The 19,801-nt window shown below is 65.8% G+C and carries 21 protein-coding genes; 10 read left to right on the forward strand and 11 right to left on the reverse strand.

Going from position 1 to position 19,801, the window contains the following annotated elements:
* The first annotated feature begins 128 nt into the window (after nt 1–128).
* Complete coding sequence (gene samp2 / locus AArcSl_RS07570) at nt 129–365, forward strand: ubiquitin-like small modifier protein SAMP2 (protein ID WP_119817210.1); 237 nt, start codon at nt 129–131, stop codon at nt 363–365.
* A 28-nt stretch (nt 366–393) separates the two neighbouring features.
* Here samp2 and tatC (AArcSl_RS07575) read toward each other — a convergent pair whose 3' ends face one another.
* Nucleotides 394–1,689 (reverse strand): twin-arginine translocase subunit TatC, encoded by a 1,296-nt coding sequence (gene tatC / locus AArcSl_RS07575; RefSeq protein WP_119817212.1) that lies wholly within the window; start codon nt 1,687–1,689, stop codon nt 394–396.
* Between the two features lie 122 nt (nt 1,690–1,811).
* On the opposite strand from tatC (AArcSl_RS07575), the gene tatC (AArcSl_RS07580) reads away from it, so the two are divergent.
* Nucleotides 1,812–4,076, forward strand: a complete 2,265-nt coding sequence (gene tatC / locus AArcSl_RS07580; RefSeq protein WP_119817215.1) for a twin-arginine translocase subunit TatC — start codon at nt 1,812–1,814, stop codon at nt 4,074–4,076.
* A 44-nt stretch (nt 4,077–4,120) separates the two neighbouring features.
* Here the strand turns inward: tatC (AArcSl_RS07580) and AArcSl_RS07585 are convergent, their stop codons facing one another.
* A complete protein-coding gene (locus AArcSl_RS07585) occupies nt 4,121–5,248 on the reverse strand; it encodes an RNA ligase (RefSeq protein WP_119817218.1) in 1,128 nt (375 codons plus the stop codon).
* A 134-nt stretch (nt 5,249–5,382) separates the two neighbouring features.
* On the opposite strand from AArcSl_RS07585, the gene AArcSl_RS07590 reads away from it, so the two are divergent.
* The 5 genes from AArcSl_RS07590 (at nt 5,383) to AArcSl_RS07610 (ending at nt 8,874) form a co-directional block, all read left to right on the forward strand.
* A complete protein-coding gene (locus AArcSl_RS07590; protein WP_119817221.1) occupies nt 5,383–6,105 on the forward strand; it encodes an RNA ligase partner protein in 723 nt (240 codons plus the stop codon).
* Nucleotides 6,102–6,749: a class II aldolase/adducin family protein gene (locus AArcSl_RS07595; protein WP_119817224.1), complete on the forward strand. Its 648-nt coding sequence runs from the start codon at nt 6,102–6,104 to the stop codon at nt 6,747–6,749. The genes AArcSl_RS07590 and AArcSl_RS07595 overlap by 4 nt, the downstream gene beginning before the upstream one ends.
* Before the next feature lie 96 nt (nt 6,750–6,845).
* Nucleotides 6,846–7,952, forward strand: coding sequence for an S-methyl-5-thioribose-1-phosphate isomerase (locus AArcSl_RS07600; protein ID WP_119817227.1), 1,107 nt, complete (start codon nt 6,846–6,848; stop codon nt 7,950–7,952).
* A gap of 27 nt (nt 7,953–7,979) precedes the next feature.
* Entirely contained in the window at nt 7,980–8,156 is a 177-nt protein-coding gene (locus AArcSl_RS07605) for a ribbon-helix-helix domain-containing protein (RefSeq protein ID WP_119817231.1), read from the forward strand.
* Between the two features lies 1 nt (nt 8,157).
* Nucleotides 8,158–8,874, forward strand: coding sequence for a queuosine precursor transporter (locus AArcSl_RS07610; protein WP_245883396.1), 717 nt, complete (start codon nt 8,158–8,160; stop codon nt 8,872–8,874).
* Between the two features lie 86 nt (nt 8,875–8,960).
* Here the strand turns inward: AArcSl_RS07610 and AArcSl_RS07615 are convergent, their stop codons facing one another.
* Genes AArcSl_RS07615 through AArcSl_RS07625 form a run of 3 tightly spaced genes read right to left on the reverse strand, consistent with a single transcriptional unit; the run spans nt 8,961 to nt 10,652 of the window.
* Complete coding sequence (locus tag AArcSl_RS07615) at nt 8,961–9,752, reverse strand: 23S rRNA (uridine(2552)-2'-O)-methyltransferase (protein WP_119817234.1); 792 nt, start codon at nt 9,750–9,752, stop codon at nt 8,961–8,963.
* 49 nt (nt 9,753–9,801) lie between these two features.
* Nucleotides 9,802–10,341, reverse strand: a complete 540-nt coding sequence (locus tag AArcSl_RS07620) for a GNAT family N-acetyltransferase (RefSeq protein WP_193588510.1) — start codon at nt 10,339–10,341, stop codon at nt 9,802–9,804.
* On the reverse strand, nt 10,341–10,652 hold the full coding sequence (locus AArcSl_RS07625; protein WP_119817237.1) for a glutaredoxin family protein: 312 nt from the start codon (nt 10,650–10,652) through the stop codon (nt 10,341–10,343). Before AArcSl_RS07625 ends, AArcSl_RS07620 begins: the two co-directional genes overlap by 1 nt.
* Before the next feature lie 38 nt (nt 10,653–10,690).
* Between AArcSl_RS07625 and AArcSl_RS07630 the strand changes: the two genes are divergently transcribed.
* Nucleotides 10,691–11,386 (forward strand): CRISPR-associated protein Cas4, encoded by a 696-nt coding sequence (locus AArcSl_RS07630; protein WP_119817240.1) that lies wholly within the window; start codon nt 10,691–10,693, stop codon nt 11,384–11,386.
* A gap of 381 nt (nt 11,387–11,767) precedes the next feature.
* On the opposite strand, the gene AArcSl_RS07635 is transcribed toward AArcSl_RS07630, so the two are convergent.
* The 6 genes from AArcSl_RS07635 to uppS all read right to left on the reverse strand — a co-directional run bounded on the left by AArcSl_RS07635 (nt 11,768) and on the right by uppS (nt 18,893).
* Nucleotides 11,768–12,637: a segregation and condensation protein A gene (locus AArcSl_RS07635; protein ID WP_119817243.1), complete on the reverse strand. Its 870-nt coding sequence runs from the start codon at nt 12,635–12,637 to the stop codon at nt 11,768–11,770.
* On the reverse strand, nt 12,630–16,229 hold the full coding sequence (gene smc / locus AArcSl_RS07640; protein WP_119817246.1) for a chromosome segregation protein SMC: 3,600 nt from the start codon (nt 16,227–16,229) through the stop codon (nt 12,630–12,632). Before smc ends, AArcSl_RS07635 begins: the two co-directional genes overlap by 8 nt.
* A gap of 26 nt (nt 16,230–16,255) precedes the next feature.
* Nucleotides 16,256–16,636, reverse strand: a complete 381-nt coding sequence (locus AArcSl_RS07645; RefSeq protein WP_119817249.1) for a DUF7518 family protein — start codon at nt 16,634–16,636, stop codon at nt 16,256–16,258.
* A gap of 108 nt (nt 16,637–16,744) precedes the next feature.
* On the reverse strand, nt 16,745–17,077 hold the full coding sequence (locus tag AArcSl_RS07650; protein WP_119817252.1) for an uS10/mL48 family ribosomal protein: 333 nt from the start codon (nt 17,075–17,077) through the stop codon (nt 16,745–16,747).
* A 47-nt stretch (nt 17,078–17,124) separates the two neighbouring features.
* Complete coding sequence (locus AArcSl_RS07655; protein ID WP_119817255.1) at nt 17,125–17,847, reverse strand: YkgJ family cysteine cluster protein; 723 nt, start codon at nt 17,845–17,847, stop codon at nt 17,125–17,127.
* A gap of 113 nt (nt 17,848–17,960) precedes the next feature.
* Nucleotides 17,961–18,893 (reverse strand): polyprenyl diphosphate synthase, encoded by a 933-nt coding sequence (uppS, locus tag AArcSl_RS07660; RefSeq protein ID WP_394337323.1) that lies wholly within the window; start codon nt 18,891–18,893, stop codon nt 17,961–17,963.
* A 195-nt stretch (nt 18,894–19,088) separates the two neighbouring features.
* On the opposite strand from uppS, the gene AArcSl_RS07665 reads away from it, so the two are divergent.
* Both AArcSl_RS07665 and lwrS read left to right on the forward strand, forming a co-directional pair.
* Nucleotides 19,089–19,388: a 4a-hydroxytetrahydrobiopterin dehydratase gene (locus tag AArcSl_RS07665; protein WP_119817261.1), complete on the forward strand. Its 300-nt coding sequence runs from the start codon at nt 19,089–19,091 to the stop codon at nt 19,386–19,388.
* A gap of 12 nt (nt 19,389–19,400) precedes the next feature.
* The gene (gene lwrS / locus AArcSl_RS07670) at nt 19,401–19,766 is read left to right on the forward strand and encodes an LWR-salt protein (RefSeq protein ID WP_119817264.1); all 366 of its coding nucleotides are present in this window, start codon (nt 19,401–19,403) and stop codon (nt 19,764–19,766) included.
* The last annotated feature ends 35 nt before the right edge of the window (nt 19,767–19,801 follow it).

Here is a 19,801-nt window from a genome sequence, read left to right on the forward strand (position 1 = left end):
CGGCTAGCGGATCTTCGCGCATGAAAGTTTCCTTCGAATCGAAACTGGGGGCGACATCCGTCGGGCAACGTGGAGCGCCCCCGTGAGAAAGTGGCAAGTGGTGGCGGCGGCAACCTCATCCCAGCGACATGCAGGTGACAGTCGATGTGGTCGGGAAAGGAGAACGCGAACTCGAGATCGACGCGGGCGCTACCTACGGCGACGTCGTTCGGTCGGTCGGGTACAACACACAGGAGGCTGCGGTACTCGTCGACGGAACGCCGGTGCCCGAGGACGCCACAGTCGACGCCGATCGGGTGACCGTGCTTCGACTGATAAAAGGCGGGAACGGAAACGTGGGATTCGGCGACGATTGCCGCGCGTAGGTTTCAGAGTCGCCCTGGTTCATGCCGGTCAGTTGCCGGTCCACCGGAGCAGCGCGAGCGTCCCCTCGTAGAGGCCGATCATGGTGAGCGTGACGATGATCGGCGCCATCCCGGTCGGGTCCGGGGTGACGAGCCACGAGAGCCCGAGGAAGCCACCCCAAAACAGGAGGCGCTTGTCCTCCAGCCACTCCCGCGTGACGATGTTCATCATGATCGCGAGCATGATCAAAAGCGGGATCTGGAAGACGATCCCCATGTATCCGATCAGGATGATGATGAGGTTGAACGTCTCCGCCAGGCCGAACGCGATCACTGCGGTCCCTTCGGTGTAGGCGGTGAAGTACGCGAAGATCGCCGGGAGGACGATGAAGTGTGCAAACAGCCCTCCGATCGTCGCGAGCACCATGCTCGTGGGGATCGCCGCCAGATAGTATCGCCGCTCCCTGGGATACAGGCCGGGGCGCATGAACAGGTACGTCTCGTAGACGAACACCGGCAGGCCGAACAGGAGGCCGGCGAGGCCGGCGACCTTGAGTTTTGTGAGAATGAATTCCAGGGGCCCGTACACTCGCGGTCGGTTCACCTGTGGATCCGGGATGTGGCTCGACCAGAAGTAGTTGATGGCGATGTCAGCGGTTGGATACGCGATGAGCGTGGCGATTCCGGCCACCAGGAAGACGACGCCGAGCCGCCGCATCATCTCCTCGATGTGGTCCGCGAGCGGCATCTCCTCGTCCGACTCGGGCCCTTCGAACAGGGGGTCGTCGTCATCTCGCTCGGTGGCTACCGCACCGGCGCCGTTCGAGACCGCCGCGTCGTCCCCGTCGTCGCCGTCCTCGTCGTCCCCGTCGTCGCCGTCCTCGTCGTCCCCGTCGTCGCCGTCCTCGTCGTCCCCGTCGTCGCTGTCCTCGTCGTCCCGCTTCGGACGCATACGGCGCGGTTTCTTTCGAGGACTCGTGCCCTCGTTGATCGCGTCGTCTCCGTCCTCTTCGCCGTCCTTGTCTCCGTCCTCGTCGCCGTCCTCTTCGCCGTCCTTGTCTCCGTCCTTGTCTCCGTCCTCGTCGTTCGAGCCGAGCGCCTCCGGATCGGGGAACAGCCCGCCGTCGTCGAGGTCGTACGACGTCGGTTCGGACGACTCTTCCTCCGACGGCTCTTCCTCCGACGGCTCTTCCTCCGACGGCTCTTTTTCGCCCGAGGTCGGGGACTCCCCGCCACGTTCGGCGTCGTCGTCGCGGCGTTCCGCGTTCGGGTCGTCGGACCGGTCGCTCTCCGGTTCGGGTTCGGCGTCGGTTTCCGACGGCTCGTCGCGGTCCGGGTCGCCCATTCACCTGACGTTCAGTCCCGGCCATTATAGGCCTTTTCTGATAGCTCCGCGGATACCCCGGACCGAAACGCACCGGAAACTGGTTGAAAAGGTTGATAGGCTTTAGCGGCCGAGTAGTGGGTATGTCCAGCGCCCTCGACGAGGACACTCAGCAGACGCTTGCCGAGGGGAGCGACGCCGTCCGGGCGATGCTCCGTTCGGCCCAGAAGGACCTGCAGAAGGCCTTCATGGTGTTCCTCTTCGTATTTCTCGGGACCTTCTACGCGCTCCGGCTGTGGGTCTGGGACTACCTCAAGGGCGTCACGCGCGCTCAAATGCCTCCCGACGTCGAGGCCCAACTGGAGATCATCGTTCTGACGCCGTTCGACGTGATCCTCCTGCAGGCCAAGATCGGCCTCATCGTCGGTGTCATCGCTGCCATCCCGCCGCTCATATACTTCTCCAGGGAGGCGCTTCGCGAACGCGACATGTGGCCGGAGGCGCCGATCCCCCGGTGGAAGATTGCCACGATCGGCCTCCTCGCGGCGCTGCTTTTCTCGGGCGGGGTCTTCTACAGCCAGGGCTTCTTCTTCCCGTTCATGTTCGCGTTCCTCGCAGGCTTCGGTCTCGAGGCGGGCTTCGCGCCGAGCTACTCGATCGTGATGTGGACGGAGTTCATCGTCTTTCTGTCGCTGTCGTTCGGGCTCGCCGCCCAGATGCCACTCGTCGTCACCGGGCTGTCGTACGCCGGCATCGTCCAGTACGAGACGTTCCGAGACAAATGGAAGTACGCAGTCGTCCTCATCTTCGCCTTCGGCGCGATGTTCTCCCCGCCGGACCCGTTCACGCAGATCATGTGGGCGGTGCCGTTGATCGCGCTGTACGGCGTCTCCTTGTACCTCGCGAAGATCGCGGTTACCGCCCGCCGGAGAAGCGAGAAGATCGACGTGCCGGCGACGGTGCGAGCGAAGTGGAACGTGCTCGCCGGGCTGTTCGTGGTCGGGGTCGCCGCGGTGTACGGCTTCTACGATTACGGCGGCCGGCAGGCGGCAAACGAACTGCTCGCATGGATGGGCAGCGACTATCGAGTATACCCGCTCGGGGAGGGCCTCGGGGTCGCTGAACCGACGGCGATCGCGCTGTACGGGCTGCTCGCCGGGACCGTGTTTGCGGTGCTGGGAATCATGTATCTGGTGTACGCCGGCCTCGATCCGGTCGAGGATTCCGGCCTGTATGGCGATCCGACGGCGATCGACCTCGGGGAACTCGACGCGGCGGGCGTCCGGGCTGCGCCGGCCGAGGCGTTCGAGGAGCTGAGTGAAGACGAGGTGATGCAACTGGCCAGTACTGCCCTCGACGCCGAAGATCCCGAAAAGGCACAGGCGCTGCTCGACCGGTTCGACGAGGTGGAAGCACAGCGCGCCGAAAGCGGCGACGGGGACGATACGGAGGGAACTTCCGGGGCTGCAGGCGGCGCGAGCGCCGGCGAAGCGGCCGAGGACATCGCCGGCGAACTGGAGGAACGCAGTTCCAGGGCCGGATCGACGTTCCTCGAGGAGCTCACCGAGGACGGCGAGGACGACATCGGCGGCTACTACACGGATCTGAAGTTTATCTTCGACAGCATCCGCTCGCGGTCGTTCATCATCGTCGGCACGTTCCTCGGGGTGATGGCCGCGACCTTCACGTGGCTGTATCTCGGGGGGCTGGGGAACGTCTTCGACAACTTCCTGGGCCGGCTTCCAAGCGAGGTCGTCGCCGAGAACGTGAACGTGATCACCCTCCATCCGGTGGAGGCGCTCATCTTCATCGTGAAGTTCTCGGTGCTCATCGGCGTGCTTGCGATCTTCCCCGTCATCGCGTACTACGCGTGGCCGGCGCTGCGGGAACTCGGCTTCGTTCGGGGACGACAGAACGTCGTCTTCCTGTGGACCGGCGCGCTCGTCGGCGGGCTGATCGGCGGGTTCCTGCTCGGTTACTACTTCTTTGCCCCCTGGCTCATCTCGTATCTCGTCGGCGACGCGCTCGATGCGGGGATGATCATCTCCTACCGGATCAACGACTTCTTCTGGCTGATCGTCTTCACGACCGCCGGGATCGGCATCCTCGCAGACGTGCCGGTGTTGATGGTGCTTTTGAACTACGCGGGGATCCCCTACCAGGCGATGCGCAACCGGTGGCGTGAGGTGGTGCTCGCGATGTTGACGTTCGCCGCGGTCTTTACGCCGGCCGACATCGTGACGATGTTCCTCGTGACGATCCCCCTGATGGCCGCCTACGGCGTCGGCCTGTTCGCGCTGTTTTTCGTCACACTCGGGGGGAGACGCAACCTCTCGCCGCCGGCGGAGATCGTCGACACCACCTCGACGGCGCTGGAGGTCGTCGAGACGAAAACGGAGGGCTCCTAACGGTTCGTCCCACATCGCTCCCGCGGTTTGCGTTGCGGTCCCCACTACTCGTCGTACGTGCCCCCGTCGAGATAGTAGTCGATCCGATCGCTCGTCGACTGTGACACCTTCAGGAACTCGACGACCCGCTGGTCGCCGTCCCGCTGATCCGACTCGATTTCGATCGTCAGCCCCTGGCCTTCGAGGTGGGAAAGCAGTTCGTCGATGGCCCGGGGATCCCCGCGAACCGTCTGTCGTTCCCCCACGCGGTCCCCCGCCGCGACCGTGTGGATCGTCTCGACCATCGGCAACAGGATCGACTCCCCGAGGTCGTGTGCCCGCTCGCGGAGCCGGTCCCCGTCCTCGTCGAACTCGACGGCGCGAAAGCCCTCACGGATCACCCGCGAGAAGACGAAATCTCGACCGTAATCGAACGGGAGTTCGAAGGCGTACGCGAGATCCGCCTGGGTTTGAGACGCGGTCGTGTACTTCACTATCTCCCTCCCGTCTTCCGATTTTACCACGATCCCTTCCCGTCCGGCAGCGTCGAGTTCGGCGATCGCTTCCTTCGCCGTGGACACGGCCTCGTCTACAGTCCCCCGACCGAACTCGGTGGGCTGTGGGAAGCCGTAGCGTTCACAGAGTTCTCGTCGCTCGTCGACGGGAAACGGCTCGCCCGTCTCGCGGTCCCGGATTCCGAATACTCGGACTGCGTGGGAGTCGACGTCGTCGTAGTCGTGTGCAGTGTACGGCGTCTCTGGGCCGATCAACTCGGCACACAGCATCGCTCCGGGATACGCTTCGAAGAACTCTGCCGGGTCGAGGAGCGCCCGCGCCCGGTCGGTCGTATACGGACAGACGTACCCGCTTCGTGTGAACGCGAGGACGCCACCGACAGCGGCGATGCGCACGTTGAAACCGTTGAGTTTCTCCTCGACGCTCACCCTGGCGTCGGCACCAAAAAACGACGGAATTCCCGGATCGAGGACGAAAACGCGGGGGACGCTCGGGTAACCGCGGACGACCGCGTCGGCGTCGGGAAGGACGACGGTTCCGCGTTCGACCTCGTGGCGCGCGTCCGGGAGCAGGTAGTAGGTACGATCACCCGCGGAGTGCTCCTCGAAGTGTTCGAAGAGGTCCGGAGGGTCCACAGCGGTGGAATCCAGCCGCTCGTAGAACGCCTGCTCGTTCATGTTCGAAGCAAGGTTATCGGCGTCCATAATCGTTGGTGCGGCAGCCGTCAATCGTTGACGCGTCGGCAATCGACTGCCACGTGCCCGCCCACGCGGTGACCAAACATTTGTGGCCCACGCCCGAATCCGGGTGTATGAGCGGTGAACTCCCACGGCAGCGGTTCGTCCTCGACACCTCGCTTTTCATCACCCAGGCGATTCGCGAGGAGGGAGAGACGGTCGAGGATGCGATTGTCAGGCTGCTCGACCTGGTCGCCACCGCCAGACTCGAGCTCAACATCTCCTGTTACATGCCGCCGTCGATCCACGACGAACTCGGCACGATGCTGCACGAACAGGACGTCGACGAGGAGATTTTCTCCCGGCTGGACACGTGGGTGGTCCGCAAGAGCCCCGATCGCTACGGGGTTTCGATCCCCGCTGTGATCGTGTATAACTTCATCGACGAGATGAGTGATCGAGTCGACCGGGGGTTGCGCGTCTCCGAGGAAGCACTCCGGGAGGTCGAGCGGATCGATCCGGCGGACCTGTCCACCGATCCCGACGGGGACGGTCGCGAAGAGTACATGACGGAGGCGGATCGGGTTCTCTCGAACATGCGGGACAAGTATCGCCGGACGCTCAGGCAGGGAGTCCTCGACTCCCGGGAGGATTTCGACCTGCTGGTGCTGGCGCGCGAACTCGACGCCGGCGTCGTCACCGAGGACAGGGGAATCATCTCGTGGGCGGACGAGTTCGGCCTCCGGTACGTCCGCGGCGGGCAGTTCCCGACGTTGCTCGAGGAGTACATCCGGGCGACCGGCGCCGACAAGCGGGTCGGTGGGAACTCCGCCTCGGACGAGGGGAGAGACCAGTGACAGTACTGGAAGCGGAACGACGGACAGTCGCAACGCGGGCGGCGGAGCTGCGCGAGTTGACCCCGGGCCGGACCGGGAACCTCAGCGTGCGACGGGGGCAGCGGCTCGCGATCACACCATCGGGCGTCCCGTACGATGAAATTAGCCCCGACGACGTTTCGGTCGTATCGCTTGGGGGTGAGCAGGTGTTCGGAGAACTCGCCCCATCGAGCGAGTCACCGATGCATCGACGGATCTACGAGCGGTTCGAACCCGGCGCGATCGTCCACACCCATTCGCCGTGGTCGACGACGCTTGCAGTGCTCGGGGAGCCACTGCCGCCGGTCCACTACATGATCGTCCTCGCCGGCGAGACGGTCCCGATTGCCCCGTACGCGACCTACGGCACCGAAGAGCTCGCGGACAACGCCGTCGGGGCGATGGCGTCCGCCGAAAGCAGCGCCTGCCTGCTCGAGAACCACGGGCTCGTCGCAACTGGCGAGGACGCCGCGGCGGCGATCGAGACCGCCGTCGCGGTCGAGTCGGTCGCGCGGGCGTACTGTCAGGCGCAGTCTGTGGGGACTCCCCAGCAACTCTCCGAAGACGCCCTGGAAGCGACCGCGCGGAAACTGGAGGAATACGGGCCCGACGAGGGAGAAAAGTAGGGGCCCGACGAGCCGGGATGAACGCTACGGAGCGCGACAAAGGGGCCGGTGTTCTTGACGGTGCAGTTCGGACGCTCATACAGGAACCGAAGAACCATGCGCACTATCGACTGGGACAACGACCGAGACTGCATCGAGATGGTCGACCAGACGAAGCTTCCGGCGGAGTACACGACCTACCACGCGGAGACGGTGCCGGAACTCGTCGAGAGCATCGAGATCCTGCGCGTGCGAGGCGCGCCGGCGCTGGGGGCCGCCGGGGCGTTCGGGGTGGCGCTTGCGGCGCGGCGAACCGACGCCGACACCGTCGAGGCGTTCGAGGAGGCAGTCCGGGAGGACGCCGGGACGATCGCGGGCGCACGACCGACGGCAGTCAACCTCTCGCGAGAGGTAGAGGCGGTCCTCAGGGAGCTTCGCGGCTGCAGGTCGGTCGAGGAGGCCCGGCGGCGGACCCTGTCGGCGGCGAAGGATATCGCCGACGCCGACGTCGAGCGCAACCGGCAGATCGGCGAGCACGGTGCGGAACTGCTCTCGGCGGACGGAACCGTGATGACCCACTGCAACGCCGGCGCGCTGGCGACTGTCGACTGGGGGACCGCGCTGGGGGTCGTCTACTCGGCCCACGAGCAGGGCAAGGAGATCGACGTCGTCGCAAACGAGACACGACCCCTCAATCAGGGCTCCCGGATCACGACCGTCGAGCTACAGGAACGGGACGTTCCGGTGCGGCTGATCCCCGACAACGCCAGCGGCCTGTGCATGCAGCGGGGGATGGTCGACGCCGTCGTCGTCGGCGCCGACAGGGTGGTGCTCGAGGGTGGCGAGGCGTTCACTCCCCGACACGGCTCCGGGGACGACGGAGCCGGCCAGGGCGCCGTGTTCAACAAGATCGGGACGTACAAACACGCCGTGCTGGCGGATCGTCACGACATCCCGTTCGTGGTGGCGGCGCCCCACTCGACGGTCGACACCGAACTGAGCGCGACCGAGGTCGAAATCGAGCAGCGCGACCCCGGAGAGTTGCGGGAGATCTACGGGGAGCAGAACGCGCCCGCGGACGTGTCAGTCTTCAACCCGGCGTTCGATCCGACGCCGATGGAACTCGTGGATTATCTCGTCACCGAGACAGGCGTGTACGAACCGCCGCTGGATCGGCGCGACTTCGAGCGCGTCTCGACACCCGAATCGGAATCGAGTAGTTAAAGAGTATTCCCGAGAGATGACCCGGGTATGCCCAAGATAAGCGTCGAGGTTCCAGAGGAGCTGCTTTCGGACCTCGACGAACACGTCGGCGAAGAGGGGAAGTTCGTCAACCGCAGCGAGGCGATCCGCGCGTCGATCCGCAAGACGCTGGATCTACTGGACGACATCGACGAGCGTCACGGCCGGCTGGAGGAGGACGAGTAGCGTGTCGGTTCGGACGGTCCAGGAGGAGCGAGTGACCTTGCCCGCCGGGGCGGTCGCGCTGGCGGCGCTGTTCGTGGCGTCGCTGGTGACGGCTCAGCTCACCGCCTCGAAAGTGTTGCAGTTCGAACTCCCGTTCGCGCTGCCGGTTACCGGTGCACAGCTCGCCTTGCCGGGTGCCGCACTTGCCTACGCCCTGACGTTCCTGGCGTCTGACTGTTACACGGAGCTGTACGGCAAGCGCGCGGCGCAAGTGCTCGTGAACGTGGGCTTTTTGATGAACTTCCTCGTGCTGGCGCTGGTGTGGAGCACGATCCTCGCGCCGGCGGCACCCTCGAGCATCGACCCGGCGGCGTTCGAGACGGTGCTGGGGGCGTCGACGAACATCGTCGCCGCGAGCCTGCTGGCGTACGTGGTGAGCCAGAACTACGACGTGGTGGTGTTCCACTGGATCAAGGAACGAACCCACGGAGAGCGACTCTGGCTGCGAAACATCGTCTCCACGGGCACGAGCCAGGCGATCGACACGGTGATCTTCGTGGGCGTGGCGTTCTGGCTGCTCCCGCGCGCGATCGGGCTCGGGCCGGTGCTCCCGGGCGACGTCGTCGTCGCACTGATAGTCGGACAGTACCTCCTGAAACTCGCGATCGCGGTGCTCGACACCCCGCTCGTCTATCTCGTGGTTGGTGCGGTACGTCGGTACGACGTCTCTCCGGCGTGAGCGGGAGTTCGCTATACTCGAGCAGCGTCGGGAACGCATCCAGCCGACGATAGCGAAAGCACCGATCCGGATCTTCCGACGGGCCGTCAGTCGTCGACGCGTTCGGCGAAGCCGAACCGTGGCTTGACGTCGTCGACGACCACCTCGACGGTTTCCCCTTTCTCCGCTTCGGGGACGAACAGGGTGTACCCGTCGACCTTGGCGATCCCGTCGCCCTCGCGTCCGGTGTCCGTGATCTCGACTGTGAGTCGATCGCCGACTTCGACCGGCGCGGTGAGCCGTCCCTTGGCGACGAGATACACCTCGGAGGAGGAATCCCGGGAGGCCTCCGGCGAGACGATCCGGACGTACTCGAACTCTTCGTCGATATCGGTTTTGAGATCATCGAGGTCCCGTCCCTCGAACACCTTGACGACGAGGTCCCCGCCGGGTGCGAGCAGTTCGAGGGCGGTCTCGAACGCCTGGCGGGCCAGGTGAACCGACCGGGCGTGATCCAGCGAGTACTCGCCGGTCATGTTCGGCGCCAGGTCGGAGACGACGACGTCCGCGCCGCCCTCGCCGACGGCGTCACGGAGACGCTCGCGGGTTCGTTCGTCGGTCATGTCCCCGCGGATCGTCTCGATTCGCGGGTCCGCCGCCAGTTCGTCCTCCTCGAACTCTCGGATCCGCTGGAAGTCGACGCCGACGACGGTTCCGGCGTCGCCGACGCGCTCGGCAGCGACCTGGAGCCACCCGCCCGGCGCCGCCCCGAGGTCGACGACCGTCTCGCCGCCCGAAAAGAGGTCGGCGGTCTCGTCGATCTGCAGGAGCTTGTAGGCGGCCCGGGTCCGGTAGCCCTCCTGTTTGGCCTTGTTGTAGTAGTGGTCGCGTCGTGTCATTTTCCATGTATAGGATGGCGAGGCGTTTATGAGCGTCGAGTCCGCTCCGTCACCCGGCGTCGGCCCTGCGACGGGCCCGGAGTCGTTCGCCCCTGGAGCCCTCGGCAGACTCGAGGGTCGGATCCTCGACGATCTCGAAGCCGCACGCCTCATAAAAGGGACGGGCCGTCCGGTCGAACCTGGCGGTCACCACGGGTGTCGCCCCCGGAGGAGCGTGTTCGATCGCGAAGCTGCAGGCGGCCTCGACGAGCGCGCGTCCGATCCCCCGTCCCCGTCGCCGACGGCGGACCGCCACCTGCTCGATCTCCACCTCGCCGGGGGACGACGCTGGACGGTCACTCAATACGAGCGCGCCCACGACGCGGTCAGCCGACGACTCCGGGGAGGGGTCCGTCCGGGCCGCGGCGGCGACGAACGCCCGTGGCGGATCATCGCGGAGTCGACGCCGCAATCTCTCGACGTCCGTCTCGAGTGCGGCCCCGTCGAACACGCGCACGATTCCCAGGAGATCTGCCGGGAGCGCGCGCCTGATGATCACGTCTGGTGGAAGCGCGTCCGGGATATCGCAAACGTGGGAGTCGTCCCTCATCAGTTCTGGGCGCGATCCCGAAGCCGTCGCCGGAGATCGAACGAGTCCACCCGGTACTTGTAGGCGGGGTCGCCGTCCACGAGGACGTACGGAACCCGATCGCCGTACTCGTCTTTCAGCTGTTCGTCCTCGTCGACGTCGATCTCGTCGATTGCGACGATCACACCGACGTCGGCGGCGACTTGCCGGATGACCTCGATCGCCTCGTCACACAGGTGACAGTCCTCCCGCGAGTAGACGGTCACGTCGACCGGCACCCCCTCGACGTCCCCCGTCTCGGCGTTCCCCGTTACATCGTCTCGGTTTCCCATGTCCGTGCCGTCATCTCTGGACTCGACGCTTATATACCATGCCGGGACCACTCCGGCGCGTGACCGGCTCGCGATCCGACGAAACGGTGACGTTCGGCGATCTCTCGCGGGGGGCCTACTGCCCGCGACAGCTGTATCACGCCCGAAAGGAGGACGATCGAGAGCCGCCGCCGGACGCGACCGATCGTATCGAGTTGGCCTTCCGATACCCGTCGCTGCTCGACGCCTCCGACCGGGAACTTCGCGAGGCTCCGATCGATGTCGAACCGGACGCCTTCCGCCGAAACCTCGCCAGACTCCGAACGCGCGACGACTGGGACGAACTGGCCTCGCCGTCCCGGACCCGGGTACTGTTGTCCGGGAAGGATTGTCGCGGGATCGCCCACAAGATCGTCGGCGACCCAGGAGTCCCGACGATCGTCTCCCCCGGAACGCCGCCGGATCAGGGGACGTGGAACCACCACCGCGTGCGCGCAGTCGCCGCCGCCAAGGCCCTCTCGTGGGAGCAAACCCGGCAGGTGTCGACGTCGTTCGTGGAGTATCCGGCCCACGGGGTCGTTCGAACCGTCGAACTCACGACCCGCGCGAAAGCGGCCTACCGCTCCGCGCTTCGGGCGGTGCGGGCCATCGACGGCCCGCCGCCGCGAGCGAACGACGCCCGGTGTGAGGGCTGTGAATACAGCCAGGCGTGTGGCACCCGAACCCGGTCGCTCCGGTCGCTGCTCGGGATTTGAACCTCGAGCTTTTGCTGCGGTCGCTCCCTTCGGTCGCTCCCTGGCAAAAGCTCGACCAAAAGCGCTGCGAGCCTCCCGTTGGTCGGCTCTTGGCCCGCTCGCTCACTGCGGTCGCTCGCGGGTCAACACGGACCTCTCCAGAAAGAACAGGCCGAGTACATCAAAGGGCAAATTCCGTCGAGCATCCGCGAGCGAAGCGAGGCGCGAGTGAAACGAGCGCCTCGGAAACGCGAACGGGGAGCACAGCGACCCGTGAGCGAAGCGAGCGGTTCACCGCCGGAGCGGGCGTAGCCCGCGGAGGCGGCTTTTTTGGTCGAGCTTTTTTGGCGGGGGTCGAACGAACGCAGTGAGTGAGGCCCCCGTTAAAAAAGGTCGTTGTATTTAGTCATCGGCGACCGCTTCGGCGTCCTCGGCGACGGCGGTGATGGTGTGATCCAGGATCCACAGGTCGCCGAACAGTTCGTCCTGCTGCAGTCGAACCGCACCCCGGTGAGCCATGAACAAAAGCGACAGATACGTCATAAAGGGGCGCCCGCCGGCGGTGCGCACCTCCGCGAACAGCACCTCCCCCCGTCCGGCGGCGTACTGCTCCCGGAGCGCGTCAGTCACCCCCTCGATCACCTCCTCGATGTCCTCGTCGTGCGTCCGCTCCGTAACGTCTCCCGCGGTCGGCTCCCCGTCCCGCCGGGCGTCGTCGTCGGCATGGTAGTCCAGCGTCTGCATCCCGCGGTCGTATCCCGTCGGGGAACCGCTGGTGTCGTACTCCCGCCGGCGCTTCCACCACGACTCCCGTTCCGCCTCCCGGAGCTCCCGGACGAGCCCCTCGAGCGTCTCCGGCTGCCCACGGGTGTTCTTCCGGTCGAGCCGGCGGTCCATCTCCGCCTCGAGCGCGTCGACCGGGTCGAACGCCGGATCCGACCGGTCGTCCGTGCCGCCCTCCATCGCCAGCTCCCACGGCTCGGGCTCGTTTTCCTTCTCGTCGTCCTCCGCGAGCATCGCGTCGCTTTTCATCCGCAACAGCACGGAGGCGTAAAACAGCGCCCGACCCGACGTCCGCAGGTCCGTGGCGTCGAGCTTCTCGAGGAACGCGTCGGTGACCGTGACGATGTCGATGTCCCACGGCTCGATCTCGCCCTCCTCGGCGAGCTGGACGAGGAGTTCGACCGGCTCGACCTCGTCGTCGTCGAGGTCGGCCGGGCCCGATCCGGGCGGTGGCTCGCCTGTGACGTCGAGCCCGAAGCTGCTAGTCACCCGCGCTCACCTCCCCGGACTCGTCGGCACTCTCCCCGCCCTCTTCGCCGAACTGCAGGCCGGTGACGGCGCTTACGTTGTCCTGTTGCATGGTCACCCCGATCGCCCGTTCGGAGCGCTCGAGCAGCGCAGAGCGGTGCGAGACGACGACGAACTGCGCGTCGCCCGCCAGATCGTCGACCATCTCCCCGACGCGCTCGGCGTTGACCGCATCGAGGAACGCGTCGATCTCGTCGAGCGCGTAAAACGGCGCCGGGTTGTGCCGCTGGATCGCGAAGACGAACGACAGCGCAGTCAGCGACTTCTCGCCGCCGGACATCGCGTCGAGCCGCTGGACCGGCTTGTCCGCCGGACGCGCTTTCATCGTCAGCCCGCCCTCGAACGGGTCCTCGGGATCCTCCAAGACGAGTTCGCCCGATCCGTCCGAAAGCCGGGAGAAGACGTTCTGGAACTCGGTGTCGATCGACTCGAACGCCTCCATGAACGTCTGCTTTTTCTGTGCCTCGTACCGATCGATCCGTTCTTCGATCCCGTCCCGTTCCTCGACGAGCACGTCCCGGCGCTCGGTCATCGTCTCCAGCTCCGACTGTACCTCGTCGTACTCGTCGATCGCGAGCATGTTCACCGGCTCCAGTTGTGCCATCTCGGCTTTCAGCTCCTCGATCCGCGCTTCGAGTTCGTCGTGGTCGGGGATCTCCTCGGGGTCGTAGTCGCCGACGGCCGCCTCGAGCTCCTCGATCTCCCACTCGAGTCGCTCTTTCGTCTCCCGAAGGTCCGATAACGTCGACTCGATCTCCGAAACGCGGTCGCGCTGTTCGTCCCGGGCGCTTTCCGCCTGCCGAAGTTCTTTCCGGAGGTCGGTGCGCTCTTCTTTCAGGTCGACGAGTTCCCCTTCGAGCTCCTCGATTGCGGCCCGCTTTTCCTCGAGCGCGTCCCGCTTTTTCTCGATCCGCTCCTCGTAGTCCTCGATGTCGGATTCGGCGTTCGCCTTCCGCTCCCGGGCGGTCTCGACGGTCCCCTGCAGCTCCTCGATCGACTCCTCGACGTACTCGATCTCGACGTTCCGCTCGTTGAGTCTCCCGTCGAGATCGTCCATCTTCGACTCCAGTTCGTCGATCTCACCGCGCACCTCGTCCGCGCGGTCGGTGAGCTCCGGGATCCGCGAGTCGGCGAGTTCGGCCTCCAGCTCCTCGATTTCCCCCTCGACGTCGGCCCGCGTTTCCTGGACGCCGGACAGCTCCGCCTCCAGTTCGTTCATCTGCTCGTCGACCGACTCCCGCTTTGTCTCCAGCTCTTCGATCCGGTCTTCGAGCTCTTCGATCCGGTCGTCCTGCTCGTCGAGTTCCGCCTCGACGTCCTCGATATCGCCCTCGACCGCCCGAACCCTGTCGGCGGCGTCCGTCTTCCGGTCGCGGGCGTCGTCGATGTCGCCTTCGAGCTCGCGGATCTCCGCCTCCAGCTCCCGGCGTCGGTCCTCCAGATCGGAGATTTCCTCGGCGAGCCGTTCGAGTTTCCCCTTCCCGGACTTGCTGAAGGAGTATCTGGACCCGCCGCCGGAGCCGCCCGTCATCGCGCCGGAGCGTTCGACCAGGTCGCCATCGAGGGTGACCATCCGGTACTCGCCCATCAGATCCCGGGCCGTGTCCATGTCCTCGACGACCAGCGTGGAGCCGAGCACATACGAGAAGACGCCCTCGTACTCCTCCTCGTAGTCGACCAGGTTGCGGGCGAAATCGACCACGCCGGGGTGGGAGGGCTCACGGGGCAGGCTCCGGGTTTCCATCTCGGTGATCGGCAGGAACGTCGCCCGCCCCGCGTTGCGCGACTTGAGGTAGTCGATGCAGGTCGCCCCGACGCCGTCGTCGTCGACGACGACGTTCGCGAGTCGACCGCCCGCGGCGGTTTCGCAGGCGACTGCGTACGCGGAGTCGACCGCACCGAGGTCGCCGACCGCGCCGTGGACGCCGGAAACCTCCGCGTTCAGGATCGTCGTGACCGACCGCGGCCAGGAGCTGTCGCCCTCGCGGTCGGCGCGCGCCTCGAGTTCGGCGTACTCGGTCTGTTTCTCGCGGAGTTCGTCTTCGACTTCCTCGAGTTCCGCCGACAGCTCCTCCTTTTCGGCCTGTAGCTCCTCGATCGTTCCCTCGATCGTCCGCAGGTTCCGCTCTGCGGTGTCGAGTTCGCCGTGTAGCTCCGACCTGCGCGCTTTCAGTTCGGGGATCGTCTCGTGGGCGGCCTCGAGTTCCTCGCGCGCCTCGGCGAGCTCGTTGGATCGCCGTCTGGCGTCGTCGAGCAGGCGGTCCTTCTCGCGCTGGAGGTCGTTCGCTTCGTCTTTTAGCTCCTCGAGCCGCTGTTTGCGGTCGGCGAGGTCGGCCTTCAGCTCGTCGAACTCGGTGTCCTCCGACTCGATCTCGGCTTCGATCTCCGCGAGTTCCGACTGCTTTTCGCCGATCTCCCGCTTCACCGATGCCTTCTCGACTTTCAGCTCGCGGATCTCGCCTTCCAGTTCATCGAGGCGCTCCTCCTTGCGATCGATCTGGACGAACGCCTCCCGGCGCTCGGTTTCGGCGTCCTCGATCCGCTCGGTTGCGGTCTCGATTTTCCCTTCGAGCCGAGAGATCTCACCTTTGACCTCCTCGATCTCGCTTTTGATCCGGAGCTGCTCGTCCTCGCCTTTCCGCTCGATCTCGCGGTTGAGCTCCTCGAGTTCCGCCTCGAGTTCGTCGACCCGGGCCTGGCGCTCGTCGAGCTCCGCTTGCAGCTCCTCGCGGGTCTGTTGGTTCGCCTCGATCTTCTTTTCGGTCCCCTCGAGAGTGCCCCGCTTTTCCTCGAGTTCGGCTGCCTCGAGGTAGCCCTCGTACTCCGCTTTCTCCTCGCGCAGCGACTCGTACTCGAGGGCGGCCTCCCGCTCGTCCTCCAGCTGCTCGAGCCGGTCCTGTTTCTCCCCGATCCGGAGGTCGGCCTCGCCGATCCGGGACTCGACCGTCTCTAACTCCTCGAATGCGTCCTCCTTTTTGGCGTCGAACTCCGCGACGCCGGCGATCTCGTCGAGTATCCCCCGGCGCTGGTAGGGGGTCATGTTGATGATCTCGGTGACGTCCCCCTGCATCACGACGTTGTACCCCTCGGGGGTGATTCCCGCCTGCGAGAGCAGATCACGGATGTCAGAGAGGTTCACCGAGCGCTCGTTGAGGTAGTAGTAGGAGTAGTAGTTGTCCTCGGTCTCTTTCACCCGGCGCTTGATCGTGATCTCGTCGACGTCGCCGATCCGGTCGCTGCCCGCGGCAGTGACCACCTGCTCCCGCGAGAGAGTGTGGTCCTCGTTGTCCAGCACCACCGTCACCGACGCCTCGTTCGGCCCGGACGACCCGGCGCCGTCCTCGTGACCGGGGTTGTAGATGAGGTCGGTCAGCTTCTTCGCACGGATCCCCCGAGTTCTGGCGAGCCCCAGCGCGAACAGGACCGCGTCGATGATGTTCGACTTGCCCGAGCCGTTCGGCCCGGTGATCACCGTGAAGTCCTCGTAAAAGGGGATACGCGTCGGTCGTCCGAAGCTCTTGAAGTCGTCCAGTACGAGCTCTTTGATATGCATGTGTCGCTCGCGATGGAGCCGCGAGCTTACGCGACGATTATGTCGCTCTCCTCCGACTCCCCATCTCCGCTCGATTCGTCAGGCTCCTCGGATTTATCTGCTTCGACCGACTCGTCGGCGGTGTCCTCTCCAGTGGCCGCATCGCCATCGGCGGCCGCGTCCGCGCTCGACTCCTCGGCGCGCTTCGCCTCGGGATTCGCCTCGACGACGTCGGCGTGGACGTCACTTTTGGTCGTCCGTTCTGCGGGAACCTCTGACGGCTCCTCCGGCGGTTCCGGCTCCCCGTGTTCGGCCGCTTCGAGGTCCTGGAGGCGCGCTTTCGTCTCCACCAACTCCTCGGTCAGTCCGTTGACTGCGGCCTGAAGCTCCTGCACCTGGCGTTCCAGGTCCTCCACCCGGTTACTCATACGAACAACAGGTTGTTCCGGCTGTATAAATGTGCGTCAGACGGGCGTGTGACGATGCCACATGCCGGCCAGAGAGCCACCCGACTCTCAGTTTCGCCGATCCGACACTCAGTTTCGCCGATACCCCAGCGGTCGTTTCCGGCCGACCTCGATCTCGACGTGAAGCGAGTCCGGAAAGTCCATGTGACCCACCTCCCGGGCGATGTGCTCGGCGCCGTGGATCTCCATCCGGCGGGTGTAGACGGTGTACGTCCACGGATCGAACGTCTCACCGGCGTCGAGCCGGCGGGACAGCGGCACGCGGAGTTTCTCCGGAGACGAGGAGTGTGGTCCCTTGCACTCGACTCCCTTGCGTTCGAGCATCCCTTTGATTTCCCCGACGGTGTCCTCGAGAACCGCCCTGTCGCCCGACTGGAAGGTGAGTTTCGTGACGAAGGTCATGTGCTGGAGCCTATCCGTTCCTGCGTTCCCGAACCTCAAAAACGCATCTACCTGGATCCGCTCGACCCGGAACCCCCCTCGAGTGGGGTCCCGTCCGGGCGTTTCTGTCCCTCCGAGTCGTGGACCACCACCCCGTCGACGGCCGTCGGCCGATAGCTGTCGCGGACGGCGATGGCTTCCTCGAGCTCGCGGATCGCCCGCCGTTTCAGCGTTTCCGCCATCGCCTCGGCGTCCGCTCGCGAGATATCGCGTCCCAGCCCCGCACATTCGTGAGCCAGGACAGACCCGTCGCGTTCGACGACGGCCTCCTCCTCCCCCCGGTCCGACAGCACGTCCAGCGAGAACGGGTACGTCCGACACACGAGCGGGCGTGCCTCGTGGACCGTACACGCGCCGACGCCGTCCTCGTCCTTCGTATAAAAGACGCAGTCGCCGCAGCCGTCGACTGCGAGCGCCCACTCGAACGTCTCCCCGGTCGGTTCTCGGGTCGCTCCATTCGGGGCGTCGTCGCCGCCGCTCGCCACCCCGTCGATCCCGTACGGCATCGGTCTGGCGATCTCCCCCCACTCGCGGTCGCCCGTCGCCTGTAGCCGCCTGACTTCGTCGGGGAACACCGTTGCCGTGTGTGGTTCCCTGTCGACATCTGTGTCCTCGGCCGTACAGCAGCCGCCACACCGCGTGCACTCGAAGCCGATCGACTCGACGGCGTCCGCGATCCGCGCGGCGTCGAGTTCCCGGGCGCGTTCGAGATCGGCTTCGAGGGAGTTCACGGGTGTTCAAACGACTTCACGGGTGAAAAGAGCCCCGGGAACCCGAACCGTCGGACGCGTCGGTTCGGGTCGCCGCAGCCGGCGGTGTGGCTCGGTCGGTGCCGAAACGCCGATCAGTCTGCGACGTCAGTAGCGTCGTCCTCTCCGAGGGCGTTCTCGATTTCCTCTGCCTCCCTCCTGGGGAGCTGCTCCCGGAGCCGCCCCACGAGCGACCGCGCCTCGGCGAGTTCGACGACCGCGATCGCCCGGACCAGCGTCCCAGCCCGTTCGACCCGGTTTCGCCGCCAGGAACGTTCCCGCGCCTGGTAGGTCCGGATCCCCCGCAGGAAGTCGGGCTTCGAGAACGCCGGCCAGTAGGGCGTACAGAAGTAGACGGCCGCCTCGTTGCCGTTCGCGTACCACGGCAGGAAGTTCGACGTTCGCTCGTCGCCGCCGGTCCGCACGATCAGGTCCACCTCCCGCACCGGCTCCCGGTAGAGCCGCCGTTCGATCTCCGCGACGTCGACCGCCTCGGGAGCGAGCGTCCCGTCGTCGACCTCCGCGGCGATCTCCCGGGCAGCCCTGGTGAGTTCGTTGCGACCGCCGTACGCGAGCGCGACGTTCAGTCGGAACTCCTCGTAGCCGGCGGTCCGACGCTCGGCGTACTCGACGGCGTCTTGCACCCGCGGGGGAAGCCGGTCGACATCGCCGATCGCGTGGATCCGGACGCCCGTCTCGTGAACTCGCTCGGCGTCGGCGAACTCCCGGAGCTTCTCGGCGAGCAGGTCGAACAGCGGCTCCAGCTCCTCGTCGGGACGTTCGAAGTTCTCCGTCGAAAACGCGTACAGCGTGAGCTCCTCGATCCCGAGCTCCTCACACCACTCCAGCACCTGCTCGGTCGTCGACGCCCCGGCCCGGTGTCCCTCTGGCGCCTCGGCCCCCTGCTCTCGGGCGTACCGCCGGTTCCCGTCCTGGATAACCGCCACGTGGGTTGGCACCTCGTCGATCTCCCGACGGAGCAACCGCTCGTAGGCGCGCTCGTACGTCCGCTCGAACGGCCGAAGCAGCCGATTTCGGACGTTGGATCGGGAGAGGCGCCCCCCTCCGAGTCGCTTCCGGAGGCCGCGGAACATGTACCCTCCTGCGACCGCCCCGAATATGTGCCTTCTGGAACCAATCGGTCCGTCGACGGAACGAAGCCGAAGGGAAGGAAACCGAACGCCCGGGAAAACTGTTAACCAGTCGCACAACGTGCATCCACCATGCCCGAACTGCTTTCCGACGAAGAGATACGGCGTCGACTCCCCGACGGCTGGGAGCGGGACGGCGACGAGATCGTTCGCGAGTACGGCTTCGACGACTACCTCGAAGGCGTCGCGTTCGCGGGGGAGGCCGGCGAGATCGCACAAGAGGAGTTCCACCACCCGGAGATGGTGATCCGGTACAAGGAGATCGAAGTGCGGTTTACGACCCACGACGCCGGGGGGATCACCGAGCGCGATCTGAACCTCTCGGAGGCGTTCGACGAACTGTTCGAAGACGAGTTCGGCGGCGGTGCCTGACGGACGCCAGCGATGCACGCCGAGTACGTCTTCCGGGTTCGGTTTCGGCTCGACGCCCGGCGAGTGCGGACGGAGCCGGAGACGTTCGAGACGATCGTTCGCTTGCCCGCAGAGCCGCCCGGCGCCGACGGCTGGCTGTTCTTCCGGAACGCGCTGTGGCGGGGGGAAGTAAACGACGACGCGTACGCCCGTGAGCTCGCGAGCGACTGGCTCGACGTTCCGGTGGAGGACGTGACCTTCCGGGAGTTCGAGTGCGACGAGGCGTATCGCGAGGCCATGGAAACCGAGATCGGGCGGGACCTCGGGACGTTCAACGCCGACTCGGTCGAGGAGGTGTTTCACAAGTACTTCGGAAGCTCGATCCGGCTACAGTCGTGAACCGGCCAGCCTTTTACCGCCTGCGACAAAACCCG

The organism is Halalkaliarchaeum desulfuricum (assembly GCF_002952775.1).
Taxonomy (GTDB): Archaea; Halobacteriota; Halobacteria; order Halobacteriales; family Haloferacaceae; genus Halalkaliarchaeum; species Halalkaliarchaeum desulfuricum.

Excerpts from the sequence above, each read along its gene's own strand:
- AArcSl_RS07600 (WP_119817227.1), top strand. The coding sequence starts at position 6,846 with ATGCGCACTATCGACTGGGACAACGACCGAGACTGCATCGAGATGGTC.
- AArcSl_RS07605 (WP_119817231.1), top strand. The coding sequence starts at position 7,980 with ATGCCCAAGATAAGCGTCGAGGTTCCAGAGGAGCTGCTTTCGGACCTC.
- AArcSl_RS07665 (WP_119817261.1), top strand. The coding sequence starts at position 19,089 with ATGCCCGAACTGCTTTCCGACGAAGAGATACGGCGTCGACTCCCCGAC.
- AArcSl_RS07615 (WP_119817234.1), bottom strand. The coding sequence starts at position 9,752 with ATGACACGACGCGACCACTACTACAACAAGGCCAAACAGGAGGGCTAC.
- tatC (WP_119817215.1), top strand. The coding sequence starts at position 1,812 with ATGTCCAGCGCCCTCGACGAGGACACTCAGCAGACGCTTGCCGAGGGG.
- AArcSl_RS07650 (WP_119817252.1), bottom strand. The coding sequence starts at position 17,077 with ATGACCTTCGTCACGAAACTCACCTTCCAGTCGGGCGACAGGGCGGTT.
- AArcSl_RS07620 (WP_193588510.1), bottom strand. The coding sequence starts at position 10,341 with ATGAGGGACGACTCCCACGTTTGCGATATCCCGGACGCGCTTCCACCA.
- smc (WP_119817246.1), bottom strand. The coding sequence starts at position 16,229 with ATGCATATCAAAGAGCTCGTACTGGACGACTTCAAGAGCTTCGGACGA.
- AArcSl_RS07590 (WP_119817221.1), top strand. The coding sequence starts at position 5,383 with ATGAGCGGTGAACTCCCACGGCAGCGGTTCGTCCTCGACACCTCGCTT.
- AArcSl_RS07625 (WP_119817237.1), bottom strand. The coding sequence starts at position 10,652 with ATGGGAAACCGAGACGATGTAACGGGGAACGCCGAGACGGGGGACGTC.
- samp2 (WP_119817210.1), top strand. The coding sequence starts at position 129 with ATGCAGGTGACAGTCGATGTGGTCGGGAAAGGAGAACGCGAACTCGAG.
- AArcSl_RS07585 (WP_119817218.1), bottom strand. The coding sequence starts at position 5,248 with ATGAACGAGCAGGCGTTCTACGAGCGGCTGGATTCCACCGCTGTGGAC.
- lwrS (WP_119817264.1), top strand. The coding sequence starts at position 19,401 with ATGCACGCCGAGTACGTCTTCCGGGTTCGGTTTCGGCTCGACGCCCGG.
- AArcSl_RS07645 (WP_119817249.1), bottom strand. The coding sequence starts at position 16,636 with ATGAGTAACCGGGTGGAGGACCTGGAACGCCAGGTGCAGGAGCTTCAG.
- AArcSl_RS07630 (WP_119817240.1), top strand. The coding sequence starts at position 10,691 with ATGCCGGGACCACTCCGGCGCGTGACCGGCTCGCGATCCGACGAAACG.
- tatC (WP_119817212.1), bottom strand. The coding sequence starts at position 1,689 with ATGGGCGACCCGGACCGCGACGAGCCGTCGGAAACCGACGCCGAACCC.